10 protein-coding genes and 1 riboswitch are annotated in these 16,629 nt (G+C 64.8%); of the genes, 6 read left to right on the top strand and 4 right to left on the bottom strand.

From position 1 onward, the window contains the following. Positions 1 to 53: 53 nt before the first annotated feature. Positions 54 to 1,145 carry an ACR3 family arsenite efflux transporter gene (gene arsB, locus ACYQ00_RS20555; RefSeq protein ID WP_460033923.1) on the bottom strand — a complete coding sequence of 364 codons (1,092 nt, stop codon included), beginning with the start codon at positions 1,143 to 1,145 and terminating at the stop codon, positions 54 to 56. A 466-nt stretch (positions 1,146 to 1,611) separates the two neighbouring features. Between arsB and ACYQ00_RS20550 the strand changes: the two genes are divergently transcribed. From ACYQ00_RS20550 to ACYQ00_RS20535, 4 genes are all read left to right on the top strand, one after another. Then, complete coding sequence (locus ACYQ00_RS20550) at positions 1,612 to 2,742, top strand: DegT/DnrJ/EryC1/StrS family aminotransferase (protein ID WP_460033922.1); 1,131 nt, start codon at positions 1,612 to 1,614, stop codon at positions 2,740 to 2,742. Continuing rightward, positions 2,705 to 3,736, top strand: coding sequence for a glycosyltransferase (locus ACYQ00_RS20545; RefSeq protein ID WP_460033921.1), 1,032 nt, complete (start codon positions 2,705 to 2,707; stop codon positions 3,734 to 3,736). Before ACYQ00_RS20550 ends, ACYQ00_RS20545 begins: the two co-directional genes overlap by 38 nt. After that, positions 3,729 to 4,718 carry a WxcM-like domain-containing protein gene (locus ACYQ00_RS20540; RefSeq protein WP_460033920.1) on the top strand — a complete coding sequence of 330 codons (990 nt, stop codon included), beginning with the start codon at positions 3,729 to 3,731 and terminating at the stop codon, positions 4,716 to 4,718. The genes ACYQ00_RS20545 and ACYQ00_RS20540 overlap by 8 nt, the downstream gene beginning before the upstream one ends. Positions 4,719 to 4,797: 79 nt before the next feature. Beyond that, positions 4,798 to 6,705, top strand: coding sequence for a hypothetical protein (locus ACYQ00_RS20535; RefSeq protein WP_460033919.1), 1,908 nt, complete (start codon positions 4,798 to 4,800; stop codon positions 6,703 to 6,705). Positions 6,706 to 6,731: 26 nt separating this feature from the next. Here ACYQ00_RS20535 and ACYQ00_RS20530 read toward each other — a convergent pair whose 3' ends face one another. Beyond that, a complete protein-coding gene (locus ACYQ00_RS20530) occupies positions 6,732 to 7,265 on the bottom strand; it encodes a hypothetical protein (RefSeq protein ID WP_460033918.1) in 534 nt (177 codons plus the stop codon). 181 nt (positions 7,266 to 7,446) lie between these two features. Beyond that, positions 7,447 to 7,656: riboswitch (cobalamin riboswitch) on the top strand. Between the two features lie 137 nt (positions 7,657 to 7,793). Between ACYQ00_RS20530 and ACYQ00_RS20525 the strand changes: the two genes are divergently transcribed. Continuing rightward, a complete protein-coding gene (locus ACYQ00_RS20525) occupies positions 7,794 to 9,986 on the top strand; it encodes a ribonucleoside triphosphate reductase (protein WP_460033917.1) in 2,193 nt (730 codons plus the stop codon). Next, complete coding sequence (locus tag ACYQ00_RS20520; RefSeq protein ID WP_460033916.1) at positions 9,983 to 10,792, top strand: anaerobic ribonucleoside-triphosphate reductase activating protein; 810 nt, start codon at positions 9,983 to 9,985, stop codon at positions 10,790 to 10,792. Before ACYQ00_RS20525 ends, ACYQ00_RS20520 begins: the two co-directional genes overlap by 4 nt. A gap of 44 nt (positions 10,793 to 10,836) precedes the next feature. Here the strand turns inward: ACYQ00_RS20520 and ACYQ00_RS20515 are convergent, their stop codons facing one another. Together ACYQ00_RS20515 and ACYQ00_RS20510 are read right to left on the bottom strand one after the other, a co-directional pair. Beyond that, the gene (locus tag ACYQ00_RS20515) at positions 10,837 to 11,517 is read right to left on the bottom strand and encodes a type 1 glutamine amidotransferase domain-containing protein (protein WP_460033915.1); all 681 of its coding nucleotides are present in this window, start codon (positions 11,515 to 11,517) and stop codon (positions 10,837 to 10,839) included. A 47-nt stretch (positions 11,518 to 11,564) separates the two neighbouring features. Further along, the coding region (locus tag ACYQ00_RS20510; protein WP_460033914.1) for a diguanylate cyclase at positions 11,565 to 16,629 on the bottom strand (5,065 nt) is incomplete at its 5' end.

The raw sequence follows: 16,629 nt of genomic DNA, 5'->3' as shown, positions 1-16,629 counted from the left end.
GGGGGCGCGGGGGAACTCAGTTCCCCCGCCTTCATGTCTTTTCCCACTCCTTTCTACTTCCCCGCCTCGCAACGCACGTGGCACACGCCGATCGGGGTCTGGACGGCGTTGGGGAAGTATTTCCGGCGGATATAAAAGGCCACGTGCACCAGGGAGATCAGCACCGGCACCTCCACCAGCGGCCCGATGACCGCGGCGAAGGCCACCCCGGAGTCGATGCCAAACACGGCAATGGCCACGGCGATGGCCAACTCGAAGTTATTGGAGGCTGCGGTGAAGGAAAGCGTGGTGGCCTGCTCATAGTTCGCGCCCACCTTCCAGGACATCCAGAAGGACGCCAGGAACATCACCACAAAATACACACACAGCGGAATGGCGATGCGCAGCACGTCAAAGGGCAGCTCCACGATCTTGTCGCCCTTGAAAGAGAACATGACCACAATGGTAAACAACAGGAAAATGAGGGTGAAGGGGCTGATGCGCGGAATGAACTCCTGCTCGTACCAGTCCTTGCCGCGCTTTTTCAGGCCCCAGATGCGCGTGACAACCCCGGCGATGAAGGGGATGCCCAGATAGATGAACACCGAAGTGGCCACCTGGCCCATGGAAATGTCCACCAGCTCGCCTTTCAACCCAATGGCGCCCGGCAGCACGGTGATGAAGAACCAGGCATACGCGGAAAAGAACAGCACCTGAAAGATGGAGTTGAAGGCCACCAGCCCGGCGCAATAGTCGCAGTCCCCCTCGGCCAGATCGTTCCAGACGATGACCATGGCAATGCAACGCGCCAGTCCAATGAGGATCAGCCCCACCATGTATTCGTGATGGCCGGACAAAAACAGGATGGCCAGCAGGAACATCAGGACTGGCCCGACGATCCAGTTCTGGACGAGGGACAATCCCAATACCCGCACATCTTTGAAGACTCGCGGCAGCTCTTCATACCGCACCTTGGCCAGGGGCGGATACATCATGACAATGAGCCCGATGGCGATGGGAATGTTCGTGGTGCCGATGGAAAAGAAGTTGATGACGTCCTTGATCCACGGCATCAGCCACCCCGCCCCCACCCCCAGGGCCATGGCCAGGAAGATCCACAGGGTCAGGAAGCGATCCAGGAAGGACAGGGATTTTTGTGCAGCCATGGCGGCCTCCAGGCTCGTTTTTTTAGAAATATACTTGGTTGAATCGCCAAATTATCTTATCCATAGTGGAACAGTCGTAAAAAGGTCAAGGCTTCTTCTGCGCCGTGCCCCCATCACCAGGGCGCTCGACTTGATTCGGCCACATGGCGGGCATCTTAGTGACAAATATGCATGTACCCTAAATTAACACCACCCCTGCCCCACCCATCCTGTCAACTTAGAGCGCAGAATATTTATTTTTGACGGTCTGTCAGTTGATATCAAAGGTGCTATTCTTACATCACCCCCGGTGCTTTCCCTACTTGCATGCCTTGTCGATGATTTGTAAAGACGCATTAACGATTGCGCAGCCACGGGGTGGGGGGCGCCCCTGGAGCGGTGCGGCAGCGCGCCAATCTGCTTGCTTCTGAGCACCTTGTCACCTTTTTCCCCGGAACGGGGTCTCTTATCCACTCTTAAGGATGCCATGAAACTCGCCATGAACGAGCCCGGCCGTCAGTACCGGGCGCACAAGCAGGCGCTGGACGCCGCCGTCCTGCGTGTTCTGGAAAGCGGCTGGTGGATCGGCGGCGAAGAGGTGGACACCTTTACCAGGGAGTTTGCCGCCTGGTGCGATCTGCCCGGCGGGGTGTGCGTGGCCAATGGCACGGACGCCCTGGAGCTGGCCTTGCGCTGTCTGGAGGATCAACCCGGCACGGCCGCGTCTTCGTCTGGCGCCGCGGCGGAGGTCGTCACCGTGGCCAACGCCGGCGGGTACACCACCACGGCCTGTCGGCTTGCCGGGCTCACGCCGGTGTATGTGGATGTGACGCCCGAACTGGTGATGCACATCCCCGCGGCCCTGGCCGCCGTGACCCCGCGCACCCGCGCCGTGGTGGCCACGCATCTGTATGGCATCCCCCTGGATGTGCCGGCCCTGCGCGCCGGGCTCGATGCCATGGGCCGTCAGGACGTGGCCATTGTGGAAGACTGCGCCCAGGCCCACGGCGCCTTGCACGATGGCGCGCGCTGCGGGTCCATGGGCGATCTGGCCTGCTTCAGCTTTTACCCCACCAAAAACCTTGGGGCCATGGGCGATGGCGGCTTTGTGGGCACGCGGCACGAACACCTACGCCTGCGTCTGCAGCGCCTGGCCCAGTACGGCTGGCAGACGCGTTATGATTCCGTGACCCCCATGGGCCGCAACAGCCGACTGGACGCCGTGCAGGCTGCGGTGTTGCGGGTCAAGCTGCCGTATGTGGACGCCTGGAACGCCGCACGCCGGGCCATTGTGCAGCGGTACGCCGCGGTCTCCCCGGCCCTGCCTTTTGTGGGCCCGGCCACGGCGGGCTTTGTCGGGCATCTGGCCGTGTGCCGCCATCCGCGGCGCGATGCGCTGCAGGCGTTTCTGGCTGAGGCGGGCGTGGCCTCGGCGGTGATGTATCCCCGGCTGGATCCCGATCAGGCCAGCCAGCAGGGCCTGCCCATGGTGGTGCACGATCTGTCCGAAAGCCGCCGCGCCCTGGCGGAGATTCTGACGCTGCCCTGCTACGCGGAAATGACCGCGCAAGAGGTGGACCATGTCTGCGATGTCCTTGCCCGATTCCTCCGGCAATAGCGCCGCCCCGCTCTCCGGAGCCGGGGACGCGGTGTTGCATTCGTTGGTGATTCCCGTCTACGGCAACGAGGCCAATATCCCTTCGCTGCTGGCGGCGCTGGCGGATCTGGCGGCTGCCGTCCCGGCCATGGAAGTGGTTTTTGTGGTGGACGGCTCTCCGGACAAGTCCCTGGAGCTTTTGCAGGCGCAGCTGCCGCAGCTGCCCTATGCGGCTCAACTCATTGCTCTTTCCCGCAATTTTGGCGCATTCACGGCCATCCGTCGCGGGCTGGAGGCCGCCAGGGGCAGGAGCATGGCCGTCATGGCTGCGGATCTGCAGGAACCGCCGGAACTGATCCTCCAGTTCTTCGCCCTGCTGGACTCGGGCACGGTGGATCTCGTCTGTGGCCAGCGGACCGGCCGCCAGGATTCCCGATGGAGCGCGCTGCTTTCCAACACCTTCTGGACACTGTACCGGCGTTTTGTGCTGCCGGACATGCCCCCCGGCGGAGTGGATATCTTCGGCTGCAACACCGTGGTGCGCGATGCGCTGTTGCAGCTTCAGGAGAACAACAGCTCCCTGGTGGCGCAGCTGTTCTGGGTGGGGTACAGACGGGTGTTCGTGCCCTATGCCCGCCAGGCCCGGCAGCATGGCAAGAGCGCCTGGAAGCTGAAGAAACGCCTGACGTACATGCTGGACAGCATCTTTTCCTTTTCCGATCTGCCCATCCGCGTGGCCCTGGGCGTGGGGCTGGCCGGGCTGGTGTTCACGGTGCTGCTGGGTCTTGTGGAGCTTGTGGCCTGGCTGCTCGGCCTCATCCATGTGCCCGGCTATCTGGCCATCATGTTCACCCTGCTGTTTCTCGGGTTCAGCATCCTGCTGACACAGGGGCTCATAGGCTGCTATCTCTGGCGGGCCTTCGAGAACACCAAGCGACGCCCGCTCTCGCTCACGGCGTTGCACCTTGTGCATCCTCAGGCAGAGTCCGGGCAGCAAGGAGCCTCCCGTGAGTGACGCGCCCTTTATCCATCCGCAGGCCCTGTGCGAAAGCCAGGCCATTGGCCCCCGCACCCGGGTCTGGGCCTTTGCCCATGTGCTGCCCGGCGCCGTGGTCGGGGCGGATTGCAACCTTTGTGACCATGTCTTTCTTGAAAATGACGTGCAGGTTGGCGACCGGGTGACCATCAAATGCGGCGTGCAGCTCTGGGACGGGGTGCGCCTGGGGGATGACGTCTTTGTCGGCCCGAATGTCACCTTTACCAATGACAAACGGCCCCGCTCCCGCATGCGGCCGCAGGCCTTTCTGCCCACCGTGGTGGAGGCCGGGGCGTCCATCGGCGCAAACGCCACCATCCTGCCCGGGCTGACCATCGGCCGCAACGCCTTTATCGGCGCGGGCAGCGTGGTGACCCGCAGCGTCCCCCCCAATGCCATCGTCTATGGCAATCCGGCCCGGATCATGGGCTACGCTTCTGGCGGTCCCGGCGAGGAGCGTAAGAGTTCCCTGCCCCTGCACAGGCTGCCGGACAGCCCTGCCACCAGCGCCCCCCGCGAGCCCGTGGCGCTGGGCGTGGGCGGCTGCAGCCTGTGCCCGCTGCCGGTATTCAAGGATCTGCGCGGCGGACTCATGACCGTGGAGTTCGGCAAGGAGCTGCCCTTTGTGCCGGTGCGGCAGTTTTTCGTACACAACGTGCCCAACGACAAGGTCCGCGGCGAGCACGCGCACCGGGCCTGCGAGCAATTCCTGATCGCCATTTCTGGCACGGTGCATGTGGTGGTCAACGATGGCGCCAGCTCTGCGGAAGTCTGCCTGGACGCGCCGGACTGGGGCCTGCACATGCGCCCCGGCGTCTGGGGTACGCAGTACAATTTTTCGGCAGATGCCATCCTGGCCGTGTACGCCTCCCTGCCGTATGATCCGGCGGATTATGTCCGCAGTTTCGACGCGTTCATGGCCGAGTTCGGGACGCTGCAGCCGGATGCTTCCCGAAGCTGAGCCTGCCCGCCGCGCCCCTGGCCATTTCCGCCCTTTTTGACCCCTGTGCGCCTGGCCTTCGCCCGGCTTTGGAGAGAGCATGCGCCGTTCTGCGACACCCCATGATCACGGTGATACCGCCGGCGCTTCCGGCCCCGGGAGCGGCGTGCCCTGGCGCATGGGGTCGGAATCCCTGCGCGCCTGCCTGCGTCAGGACTGGTGGGCGCTGCTTATCGGCAGCCTGGCTGTGTTCGTCATGGCCGGCATGTTCACCAGCGGCAAGTCCGCCATGTTTGTGCCGGAACTGAGCTTCCCATACGTGTACACCGGCGACGGCCTGAGCCACGCCTGGCTCTCCCAGCGGGCCATGGAAGGATGGATTTTCGAGAATCCACGCAGCGGTTATCCCTTTGGATCCGCCTTCTTCGACTACCCCGGCTCGGACAGCGGCAATCTGCTGATCATCAAGGCCCTGGGCTGGTGCACCGGCACCTGGTACGGCGCCATGAACCTGTATTACCTGCTGAGCTACCCGGCGGTCTTTCTGGCGGCCTATCTGGTGGCCCGCCTGCTGGGCTTGCGGCAGGCCCTGAGTCTGGCCCTGGCCGTGCTTTATGCCATGGCGACCTACCATGCCCAGCGGCTGGGGCATATTTTTCTGACCTGGTATTTTGTGGCGCCGATCTTCTTTTATGCCGCCGTGGTAGCCAGCGCTGCCGGGGACGAGGGCCGGCGCTGGCGGTGGCGGGCCGGCCCGGGCTGGCCCCTGCTGGCGGTGCTGGTCGCCGCGGCCTCGTTCGGCGTGTATTACGCCTTTTTCGGGGTCATCCTGCTGGCCGTGGGGGGCATTGCGGGCTGGGTTCAGACCGGCCGCGCCGCACCCCTGGTCCGGGCCGGCCTGTACTGCGCCGCCGTGGCCGGCGGGGTGTTTCTCAATGTCGCGCCCTCAATCTGGTATCACCTGCTCCACGGCCCCAACCCGGAAGTGGCGGCCCGGCATGCGGCGGAATCCGAGTATCTGGGCTTCAAGATGATGCAGCTGCTGCTGCCGCGCGAGAATCACCGGCTGTTTTTTTTCAACTATTACAATAAAGCATACAACATAACCCGGCCGCTGATCAACGAGAACACCTCTGCCACCCTGGGCCTTGTGGGTGCGGCAGGGTTCCTGTTGTCCCTCTGGCATCTGCTTGTCATCGCTGCAGGCGGCGCACTGGAACGCCGGCTGCGGCTCATGAGCGTGTTTGGTCTGGTCCTGTTCCTGTTCGGGACAGTCGGCGGCCTGGGGGCGATGTTCTCGGCCTTTGTCTCACCCATGTTGCGCAGCTGGAACCGCATCAGTATTTTCATGGCCTTTGGGGCGTTGTTCACGCTGCTGCTGGTGCTGCAGCTGGCCTGCGAACGCTGGCTTTCCCCGCTGCGGGCCCGGCTGGTCATGGCCTTGCTGGCGGTGCTGCTGCTTCGCGTCGGGCTGTGGGATCAGACCCTTCCCTCCTTTGCAGGCCAGATCAATGCGACCGCCCAGGCTTTTCGGCAGGAGCAGGCCTTTATCCAATCCATTGAAGCCCAGCTGCCGCCGGGCAGCGCGGTGTATCAGCTGCCGTACATGCCATTTCCGGAGCAGCCTTCCTTGGAACGGCTGGAAACCTATGACCTAGCGGCGGGATATCTGCACTCGAGCACCCTGCGCTGGAGCTACGCCGGCATCCGGGGCCGCGAAGGCGACCTCTTTTACCGCGCCCTGGCCCGGGAGCCTCTGCCGCGTCAGCTGGAGGTGCTGCAGCGTCTGGGGTTTGCCGGGGTGTATGTGGACCGCCGGGGCTACGCGGACAACGCCACCGCTCTGGTGACCTCTCTGGAGGATCTGACGGGAGCGCCGCCCGCAGTGGTCCGCGCCGATGGCGAGGTGGTCTTCTTCCGCCTGCCCAACGCCACGCAGCCGCTGCCGGACGGCTTGCCTGCTGCCGAGATTTTTGCCAGGGCCGGCGTTGCCCCGCCGCCTCAATAGCCGCAAGATCGCGCCCGGACATCACCCTAGAAATGAAAGCCCTCCAGCGCCCGCTGTAGCAGGGGATCCACCTCGGCCTTGCGGGCGGCGTCGTACACAAGGCGAATGGAATAGAAGACGTCCTGCCGCAACCAGGTCTTTTGGTAGAGAATCCGGCCGTTCAGATACCCGGACACCACGAACCAATCCTTTTTGGTGGTGTGATAGGTCACCTGCAGGCCGTCCTCCTGCCGGGCCTGGGCATAGGCCTGGGGCAGGGTCTCGTCCAGGGCGTTGTGCGCGGCCCAGACCAGCAGTTCGATGCCCCCATCCGGTGCAAGAAAGCGGCGGCCGTCGCCGTTGTCCGCCTCGGGCCGGGCAGTGAGCGCCCCGGCCGGAAGGCACAGCTCGTAGCCAAAGCGGCTGTTGCGGTAGCAGTCCTGTCCGGCCGCCGCGGCCGCCGGCCCGCCCGTGGCAAGCAAAAAAATAAACGCAACAAGTCCAATGTGTTTGGTGAAAAATTCCATCAGGATTGTCCGCATGCCCCGGCCATGGTGTGGAAGCTTCATGTGTGGCTGCATGTGTTGCTCCTCCCGTTTATCCAAGGCTGGCGCGGGGATCGCGCGGAGGCTCGCTGCCGGATCATCCTATCACAAGGAGGGAGCCAGTCAAATTTCAGTTGGTCAAGCGTGACATCTGTTGGGATCCGTTGACAGAAGTCAAATTTTGTTGAGCTGAGTTGACTTGAGCGCATCTCCGGACGTATATCAGGGCTGTGCTGGCGCCTGTCCTTCTGGGACGGCGGCAAGAGGGAACCCGGTGTAAATCCGGGGCTGCCCCGCAGCGGTGAGCGAAAACAACCCCCGCCATAGGCACTGGGCTTTGGGCCTGGGAAGCGGCGGACAGTAGGCCCCCGGCCCTGCGGCCGGCTTGTTCGCAAGTCCGAAAACCTGCCAGCGCCGTCTGCAACGCCCGTTTGCGGACGCACCCACTGGGAGCCTCGAGGGAAGGCGGCCCGGCCATCCGGCGCGTTGGTTTGCGTCCGGAGGCCCTCCTTTCCTCGGTTCCATGACGATGCCGCGCAGTGCGGCGGCATCGCGGAGTATGCCATGCGGGAACCGATGCCTTGCGCCGAACTGAGTTCCGACGGCTCCCTGGAGCCGCTGTTTCCATCCGTCACCCCTCCTGCCTCGCCCCGTGTGGCTGCGGCTGTGCCTGCGCGCATTCGCAAGCGCGATGGCGCCGTGGTGGGCTTTGATGCGGACAAGATCTTTTTTGCCATCCGCCGGGCCGGCGCGGCCACGGGCGAGTTTGACGATACCGAGGCCCGGCTGCTGACCGCCCAGGCCGTCAAGGTCCTTTCCCACCGTTTTGCCGGGCAGATTCCGGATATCGAACGCATTCAGGATGTGGTGGAACAGGTCCTTATTTCGGCCAATCATTTCCAGACCATGCGCGCCTATTCCGTCTACCGGGACCAGCGCGCACGCCTGCGGCAGGACCGGAAAACCGTGGTGGACGTGGCCGCCTCGGTCAATGAATACCTGGACCGGCAGGACTGGCGCGTGGCCGCCAATGCCAATCAGGGCTATTCCCTTGGCGGGCTGATCCTCAATGTTTCCGGCAAGGTGGTGGCCAATTACTGGCTGAGCCACGTGTACCCGCCTGAAGTGGGCATGGCCCACCGCGAAGGCGATCTGCATATCCACGACCTGGACATGCTGGCCGGCTACTGCGCCGGCTGGTCCCTGCGCACCCTGCTGCAGGAAGGCCTGAACGGCGTGCCGGACAAGGTGGAGGCCAACCCGCCCCGGCACCTTTCCAGTGCTGTTGGGCAAATCGTCAACTTTCTCGGGACCTTGCAAAACGAATGGGCCGGCGCGCAGGCCTTTTCCTCCTTTGATACCTACATGGCGCCCTTCATCCGCAAGGACGCCCTGGAGTATGACCAGGTTCGCCAGTGTATCCAGGAGCTTATCTATAACTTGAACGTCCCCTCGCGCTGGGGCACGCAGACGCCCTTCACCAACCTGACCTTCGACTGGACCTGCCCCGAGGATCTGGCCGGCCAGCGTCCCGTGATTGGCGGGGAGGAAATGTCTTTTACCTACGGCGAGTTGCAGTACGAGATGGACATGATCAACCGGGCGTACATCGAGGTCATGACCGCCGGGGACGCCAAGGGCCGCGTGTTCACCTTCCCCATCCCCACGTACAACATCACCAAGGATTTCCCCTGGGAATCGCCCAACGTGGATATTTTGTTTGAAATGACAGCCAAATACGGCCTGCCGTATTTCCAGAACTTCGTGAATTCCGATCTGGAACCGAACATGGTCCGTTCCATGTGCTGCCGGCTGCAGCTGGACCTGCGCGAGCTGCTCAAGCGCGGCAACGGGCTCTTTGGCAGCGCCGAGCAGACCGGGTCCGTGGGCGTGGTGACCATCAACTGCGCCCGGCTGGGCTACATGCACCGTGGGGACGAAGCCGCCCTGCTCGCCCGCCTGGATGCCCTGCTGGACATTGCCAAGACCAGCCTGGAGATCAAACGCAAGGAGATCAGCCGGCGCATGGACGCCGGGCTGTTCCCATACACCAAGCGCTACCTCGGCTCCCTGCGCAACCACTTCTCCACCATCGGCGTCAACGGCCTCAATGAGATGGTCCGCAACTTCACCAATGATGCCGAGGACATCACCACCCCAGCCGGCTATGCCCTGGCCGTGCGGCTGCTGGATCATGTCCGGGAGCGCATGACCGAATTCCAGGAAGAAACCGGCCATCTGTACAACCTGGAAGCCACCCCGGCCGAAGGCACCACCTATCGTTTTGCCAAGGAAGACCGCAAACGCTTCCCCGGCATCCTCCAGGCGGGCACTTCGGAAAAGCCCTATTATACCAACTCCTCCCAGCTGCCCGTGGGCTTTACGGACGATCCCTTCGAGGCTCTGGCCCGGCAGGAGACCCTGCAGCGCAAGTACACTGGCGGCACGGTGCTGCACCTGTACCTGGGCGAGCGCGTCTCCAGCGTGGAGGCTTGCAAGGCCCTGGTGCGGCGGGCGCTCTCCCGCTTTGCCCTGCCGTACATTACCGTCACGCCTACCTTTTCCATTTGCGACGTGCACGGCTACCTGACCGGCGAGCACGCCAGCTGCCCGCGCTGCGCCGCCGAAGGCCGGGAACAGGCCTGCGAGATCTGGACCCGGGTCATGGGCTATTACCGTCCCAAATCGGCCTTCAACATCGGCAAACAGGGCGAGTATGACGAGCGCGTCTGTTTTGCCGAGCCCGCGGCGCTGTGATCGAACCTGCGACACCAGGACAGGAGCGCCAGCCCTTCAATGAAGCGGCCAGCCTGAACATCGGCGGACTGGCGCCCCTGTCCACCCTGGATTACGCCGACCCGGACACCCCTGGCGCACTGGCGGCGGTGCTCTTCTGCCAGGGCTGCCCCTGGCGCTGCCCCTACTGCCACAACGCGGCCCTGCAGCCGAATCATCAGCCGACAAATCCGACGCATGCGGCAGGCCTGGCCTCCGGCGCTGGCGCTGTCGGCACCCTCAGCTGGGCCGAGTGCTTGGCCTGGCTGGGCAGCCGGCGGGGAATTCTGGATGCGGTGGTCTTTTCCGGTGGCGAGCCGACCCGTCAGCCGGCCTTGCGGCAGGCCATGGCCGAGGTCCGGGCCCTGGGCTTTCGCCTTGGGCTGCACACCGCGGGCATGTTCCCGGAGGCGCTGGCGGCCCTGCTGCCGCGTTGCAACTGGGTGGGCCTGGACATCAAAGCCCCGCGCGCGCTGTACGACCGCATCACCGGCCGCCCCGGCAGCGCGGAGCCGGCCTTTGCCAGCCTGGAGCTGCTGCAGCGCAGCGGCGTTGCCTTCGAGGTCCGCACCACCTGGCATCCGGCCCTGCTTGACGAGGCGGCCCTGCTGGCCCTGGCCGGGGAACTCGGCGCTTTCGGGCCGTTGCGCTGGTCCCTGCAGGCCTTCCGCCCCCAGGGCTGCGCCGATGCGGAACTGGCTGCAGCCGGGCCGGTGATGTTTGCGGAAGATCTCCTCGCGCAGTTGCGTAACACCGCACCTTCCCTGACAATCACCCTGCGGGAGTGACGCCCCGGCCTGGCCTGTGATTGGGCGCTCGGGCGCCTGGACGATTACCCGGCGAGCACGGCAGTGGCCACCGCTTCGGCCACCAGTTGGGAGGAATACCAGTTCTGCCCGGTGAGCAGCCGCCCTCCCCGTCCGGAGGTGATGAAGCCCTGGTTGACGCCATAGCAGCAATAGCGGGCGCCGCGGGCCTGGAGCTTGTCCTCCAGCACATAAGGCGCGTCCAGGAGCACGCCGAAGGTCACTTCTTCCGCGCGGCTGAAGCAGGTCACGGGCTGGTCCTGGATCAGGAATTCCCCGGAAGCATCCTTGAGATTGAGCAGCCCGGCCGGGCCATGGCACATGGCCGAGACGACGCCGCCGCGGGCCCAGATGTTTTCCGCAATGGCGATGAGGTGCGGGTTGTCCGGGAAGTCATACAGCCCGCCGTGGCCGCCGGTAAAGAAGATGCCGTCGTACTGTTCGGCATCCACGGTCTGCGGCAGGGGGGCGGCGAGGATGCGATCCATGGCCTGGCGGTCCATGAGCAGCCGGATCTGTACCGGGTCGTTGAAATCGGTCTGCGTCAGGGCCGGGCCCTGCTCGCCGGGGGTGGTGAAGTCCACCGCAAGCCCGCGTTCCTGCATGACGTACAAGGGATGCACCAGTTCGGGAAAATAGCAGCCCGCCGGCTTGCCGCCGCCCATGGTGGCGTGGCCGGACAGGACAAACAACATGCGCCTGCTCATGGCAGCTCCTTGGTCCTGGGTTACGGTGTGGACGTGCGCAGGTGGGGTCAGTCGGCCAGTTCCACCCGGTTGCGCCCCTGTTGCTTGGCGCGGTACAGCGCCGCGTCCGCCCGGCTGACGAGCTGTGAACTCGTCTCCCCCGAACGGTATATGGCCAGGCCCATGCTGGCGGTCATGCAGCCTGCCACGGGGTGCGGGTTCTCTTCCAGGGATTTGCGCAGCCGCTCGGCAAAGGGGAGCGCGTTATGCACGAATTCCGATATCACCACCAGAAACTCCTCCCCGCCCCAGCGGCCGAAGAGGTCGGTGCTGCGCACGTTGTTGGCCAGGGTGGCGGCCACCTGAGCCAGCACGGCATCGCCCACGTTGTGCCCGTAGGTATCGTTGACGCGTTTGAAGTGGTCCACGTCCAGGAGGATGATGGCCAGGGAATGCCCGCCCTCCCGGCAGCGCTCCAGCTCCCGGCCAAGTCGTTCCTCAATGCTGCGACGGTTGTACGCGCCGGTGAGCTGGTCCGTGGTGGAAAGGCGGTACAGCTCCCGGTTCTTGGTGTTAAGCTCCTCGTGTTTTTCCTGCAATTCCTGGGTCCTGGCGCGCACAAGGGATTCCAGGTTGAGGTTCATGTCCCCAAGTTCCTGATAGATTCTGGCGTTCTCCATGGAAATGGCGGCCTGGGCGGCAAGGATGTGCAGGATGTGCACCCGCTCCTTGCGAAACGCGCCGGGGGTGGCGTCGTTTTCCAGGTACAGCAGGCCGCGGACTTCCTTCTGCAGCACGATGGGCAGACAACATAGGGCGGCCGGCTTGTGCTCCAGGAGATACGGGCATTGGGTGAACAGCGCGGCCAGGTTCGCATCTGCACCCAGAGCCAGCCCGGAGGAGGCCAATCCGGCGATATCGTTGAGGATGATTTGCCGGCCGCTACGCACGGCATAGTTGACCACGGCCTGCGAGATTTCTGCGGACTGGTGGATGGGCTGGCCCGCCGGAAAGACGCATTGCGGGGCGGCCACGGTTCCGGCCCGGACCACGTTGGAGACGAGGAACGCACCGTCCTTGTTGAGGATAAGCACGCCCTTGGTGGCGCCGGCATTCTCGGTGGCAATGGCCGTCAGCTCGCGGCCGAGATCGTCCAGAACCATGTGCCGGGACACGGCCTGGGTGGCCTTGACGACGGCGAGCAGATCCACCCCTTCGGAAAAGGACTGCGATCCGATGCCATCGGTGGAGGAGGTGGTTTCCAGCAGAAAATCCCCTTCCATGGCCCGCGGGGCGGGGCAGTGGAAGGACAGCACGGCCAGCAGGGACTGGTATGTCTCGCGCAAGCGGTGTTCCATGCCCCTGGCGCCCCAGCGGGCATAAAAGGCCAGGGCCTGTTCAAAGTAGGCCTTGGCCAGGTGCGGCTTGTGCCGGCGGCCCCAGAACCGGCCGGCCTTTTCCGCTGCCAGGGCGGCATCCTGGATAAAGCCGGCCTCCAGTGCGGCATCAATGGCTTGGTCGTATGTGTCGAGCGCGGCCGCCAGCGCGGGCTCGGCCTCGCGCATGGCCGCCGTCTGGACTGCCAGCCGTTCGGCCTCCAGCAGCAGCAGCTTGTGCCGGAAGTTGGCCGGGCACAGGGCCGCCCAGAGCCGCAGCTTGCCCAGCCCGGTTTCGATGCGCGCCGTCTGCTCTTCCTCGGGCAATGCGCCGCGCTGCCAGGCCTGTTCCAGCAGGCACAGCACATAGAAGAACCAGCTGTCCGCCAGCATGATCTGCCCCTGCTGGGTGGCGTCCACCACGTCAATCCAGCTGTGCAGGGTTTCCGGGGCAGGCAGCTCGCCGCTCAGGCAGGCCACCCGCAGTTGGGAATACCGCAAGGATCCCAGGAAGAACGGCAGCTCGCGGAACTGTTCGGCCAAAGCTTCGGTGTCAAACACTTCTTCGGGCTGGAGATCCGGGGAGTCTGCCGAATCCAGGGTGCCCATGCCGTGCGTCTGGCCGCGCAGGTGCCGCACCGGCTGCAGCACGATGAGCCGCAAGAGGGTCAGAATGCCTTCCATGCCGGACATGACAAGAAAATCGTGGCTCCGCCGAGCCTGTGCCTCCACCTCGTCCAGGGACGCCCCGGCGGCAAGCAGCACATGGGCCAGTTGCAGATACACGTACCCCGAATACGGCGAGCCCGAGGCCAGCGCCAGGCGGGAGGCCTGGAACCAGTAGCCGTGGCTTTCGCGCAGGGGGTTGGCCCAATGGTTCACGGCCAGGGAAAAGACGTGATAGGCATAATTCTGCAATGCCGGGACGGCGTACCGCTCTGCCAGTCGCACGGCCACGCTGCCGAAGGCATGACCGGTGCGGTAATCCGCCTCGCTCAGGCCCATGGCGCACAGGGTGCAAGCGTAATGGATATAGGCCACGGAAGTCATGTGGCAATTCCCGCACTCCATGGCCAGCCGGGCCTGCACGGCGGCGACCACAGCACAGACCAGACCGCGGCCCAGGAGGTAGGAGTCCGCAAAGAGATCGAACAAAATCTCCTGCGTCAGCACATGGTTGGGGGCATCGATTTCGGGCCGGTGATACAGTGCCGCGGGGTCGCCGCCGGCCAGTTGCTCCAGCAGTTCGTGAATGCGCTGTTTTTCCGCCAGGAACAGCGGAAACAAGGCGGCGGGGTCCTCGGGAATGGACACGCCCAGCAGCTCCAGGGCCCGGAGTTCCAGGGCCACGGCCTCGGGGTACCGGGCCTGATGATGGTATTGTTTGGCCTGGATGTTGAAAAGACGCAGCCGGTCGCGATCATGCAGGGCATGGGCCAGGATGTCCGTGCTGCGGGCCTCGGCCTCGTCGTACCGGCCGGCCAGGTAGAGGCTTTGCGCCAGCTCCAGGAAGACTTCCAGGCTCAGCGCATACTGGGTGCTCCAGGAGGACGCCGGGAGCAGGGACCGGGCAAAATCCAATAATTCCGCCGCGTCCGCAAAGGCGGTGGCCTGCTTGGCCCGGCGTCCGGCCCGCAAGGCCAGGGAGGCGACATGCAGCCGTTCCTGCAGTGAACCCCGGCCCGACTGTGGCCCTGGGTCGGCTGTTTCCGGGAATTCCTGCTCGTGTTCCGGTCGGGCATGCAGCAGGGCCGCCCCCTTGCGCAGGTGCTCCAGGACATCGAACAGCCGGGCGTCGTCCTGTTCCGGCGTCAGACGGCGCAGGAGCAACCGGCCGGCCGCAAGATGCAGGGCCGGCCTGCCGGCTTCGTCCAGCAGGGCATAGGCGGCCTGCTGGATACGGTCATGGCAGAAACTGAATTCAATATCCTCAAGCTGATCCGCCGACTGCTGCGCGTACAGTTCCACGTCCTTGCGGGCGGAGGCCAGCACGCCCAGGGCCAGCGCGGGGGCCAGCCCACGGGCCACCTCCACCCGGGGGCGGCGGCTCAGGGCGGTGAGGAGGTCCAGGGAAAACGGGTTGCCCAGGCAGGCCCCCAGGCCCAGCAGCTCCACGCTTTCCGCAGGCAGCCCAGCCAGGCGGACCTGCAGCACGTCCACCACATTGTCGGCATAGGGCATCACCGCCAGGGCCGCCATGTCCCAGGTCCAGCGACGGGCCACGGCGTCGAAGCGCAGGTGCCCGTCATGATGCAGGGAGGTCAGGAGGGTGCGGAAAAACAGCGGATTGCCGGCAGTCTTCTGGTGCAGCGCCGTTGCCAGCGAGGCCATATCCGCCTCTGAAAGGTGGAACATTTCCGCCAGATAGATCCGCAGATCCTCCTCTGCCAGCGGCGGCACGACAACTTCCGCAATGGATCCGGAAACGGCCTCGCGTTTGCGCATGGCCTCCAGGGTCACGGCCAGCGGGTGCGAGGCAGAGACTTCGTTGTCCCGATAAGCCCCGATACACAGGATGGCGTGCTCCTCGCCCAGGCCATGCATGGAGCCCATGAGTTCCAGCAGGGAGAGGCTGGCGGCGTCAATCCACTGCAGGTCATCCAGAAAAATGGCCAGCGGGCGTTCCGGGCGGCCCACGGCAGCCAGAAACTGACGGAAGAGCGTGCCCAGGCGGGTGCGGGCCTCCACGGGATCCAGGACTTCCACGGGCGGCTGCTCGCCAAGCAGGGTTTCCAGCTCGGGAATCACCTCGCACAACACGCGGCCGCTCTGCCCCACGGCGTTTAGGATGCGCGCCTTCCAGGCGGCGATGGCCGCGTCCCCAAGGGTCAGGATGTGCCGGATAAGCTGGGACAGCGCCTGGATGAGCCCGGAGAAGGGCACGGCCCGGCTGTACTGATCATACTTTCCCGAAACGACAACGCCGCCGCGCGCTGCCACGGCCCGCCCAAACTCGCGGACCAGGGACGTTTTGCCCACCCCGGAAGCGCCGGCCACCATGACCACGGCACTTCGGGAACCCCCGGGGACTGCCGCGGCCGAAGTGCTGATCTGTTCGTACAGCCCGAGCAGCTGCTGCAGCTCCCGGCTGCGACCCACGATGCGTTCGGGGAACAGAAACCGGTCGAACACGTCCGCCGTGCCCAGGGCAAAGTCAGGGATCTGCCCGTGCGTTTCCAGGGCGGCATGGCAGCGGTGCAAATCCGCCACCAGCCCCGGGGCGCTTTGGTATCGGTCCTCGGCGTCCTTGGCCAGGCACTTCATGACCAGGGCGGACAAGGTGGGGGGGATGGCCGGATCCACGTCTGCCGGTGCCGGCGGGGTCAGCGCGAGGTGGCTGTGAATAATCGCCCCGGCATCCTCGCCGGCAAAGGGTCGGTGGCCGGTGAGCAGCTCGTACAGAGTGACGCCGAAGGAATAGAAATCCGTGCGAAAATCAAGGGTACGGTTGATGCGGCCCGTCTGTTCCGGGGACATGTACGGCAGCGTCCCTTCCACGGTATCCGGCTCCACCCCGGAGGCGGACTGGAGCGGAATGTCGATGGCGGAGCCGAAATCCACCAGCGCCACCTCTCCCGTGCGGCGGTCAAAGAGAATGTTCGAGGGGTTGAGATCGCGATGGATAAGGCCCAGGGAATGCACCTGCGCCAGAATCCCGGCCAGGGTTTCGAACAGCCCCACGATTTCGGCCAGCCGGAGGCGGTGTTCGCGCACCGTGACGTGCAGGGCCGGAAAGTCGAAGCAGGTCATCGCCAGG

This window comes from Megalodesulfovibrio paquesii, from assembly GCF_054653055.1.
This window is presented reverse-complemented; position numbering and strand designations above follow the sequence as displayed.

Bases quoted from the DNA above. Each gene is read 5' to 3' on its own strand.
- ACYQ00_RS20525 (WP_460033917.1), top strand. From the start codon at position 7,794: ATGCGGGAACCGATGCCTTGCGCCGAACTGAGTTCCGACGGCTCCCTG.
- ACYQ00_RS20545 (WP_460033921.1), top strand. From the start codon at position 2,705: ATGTCTGCGATGTCCTTGCCCGATTCCTCCGGCAATAGCGCCGCCCCG.
- ACYQ00_RS20515 (WP_460033915.1), bottom strand. From the start codon at position 11,517: ATGAGCAGGCGCATGTTGTTTGTCCTGTCCGGCCACGCCACCATGGGC.
- arsB (WP_460033923.1), bottom strand. From the start codon at position 1,145: ATGGCTGCACAAAAATCCCTGTCCTTCCTGGATCGCTTCCTGACCCTG.
- ACYQ00_RS20530 (WP_460033918.1), bottom strand. From the start codon at position 7,265: ATGCAGCCACACATGAAGCTTCCACACCATGGCCGGGGCATGCGGACA.
- ACYQ00_RS20550 (WP_460033922.1), top strand. From the start codon at position 1,612: ATGAAACTCGCCATGAACGAGCCCGGCCGTCAGTACCGGGCGCACAAG.
- ACYQ00_RS20535 (WP_460033919.1), top strand. From the start codon at position 4,798: ATGCGCCGTTCTGCGACACCCCATGATCACGGTGATACCGCCGGCGCT.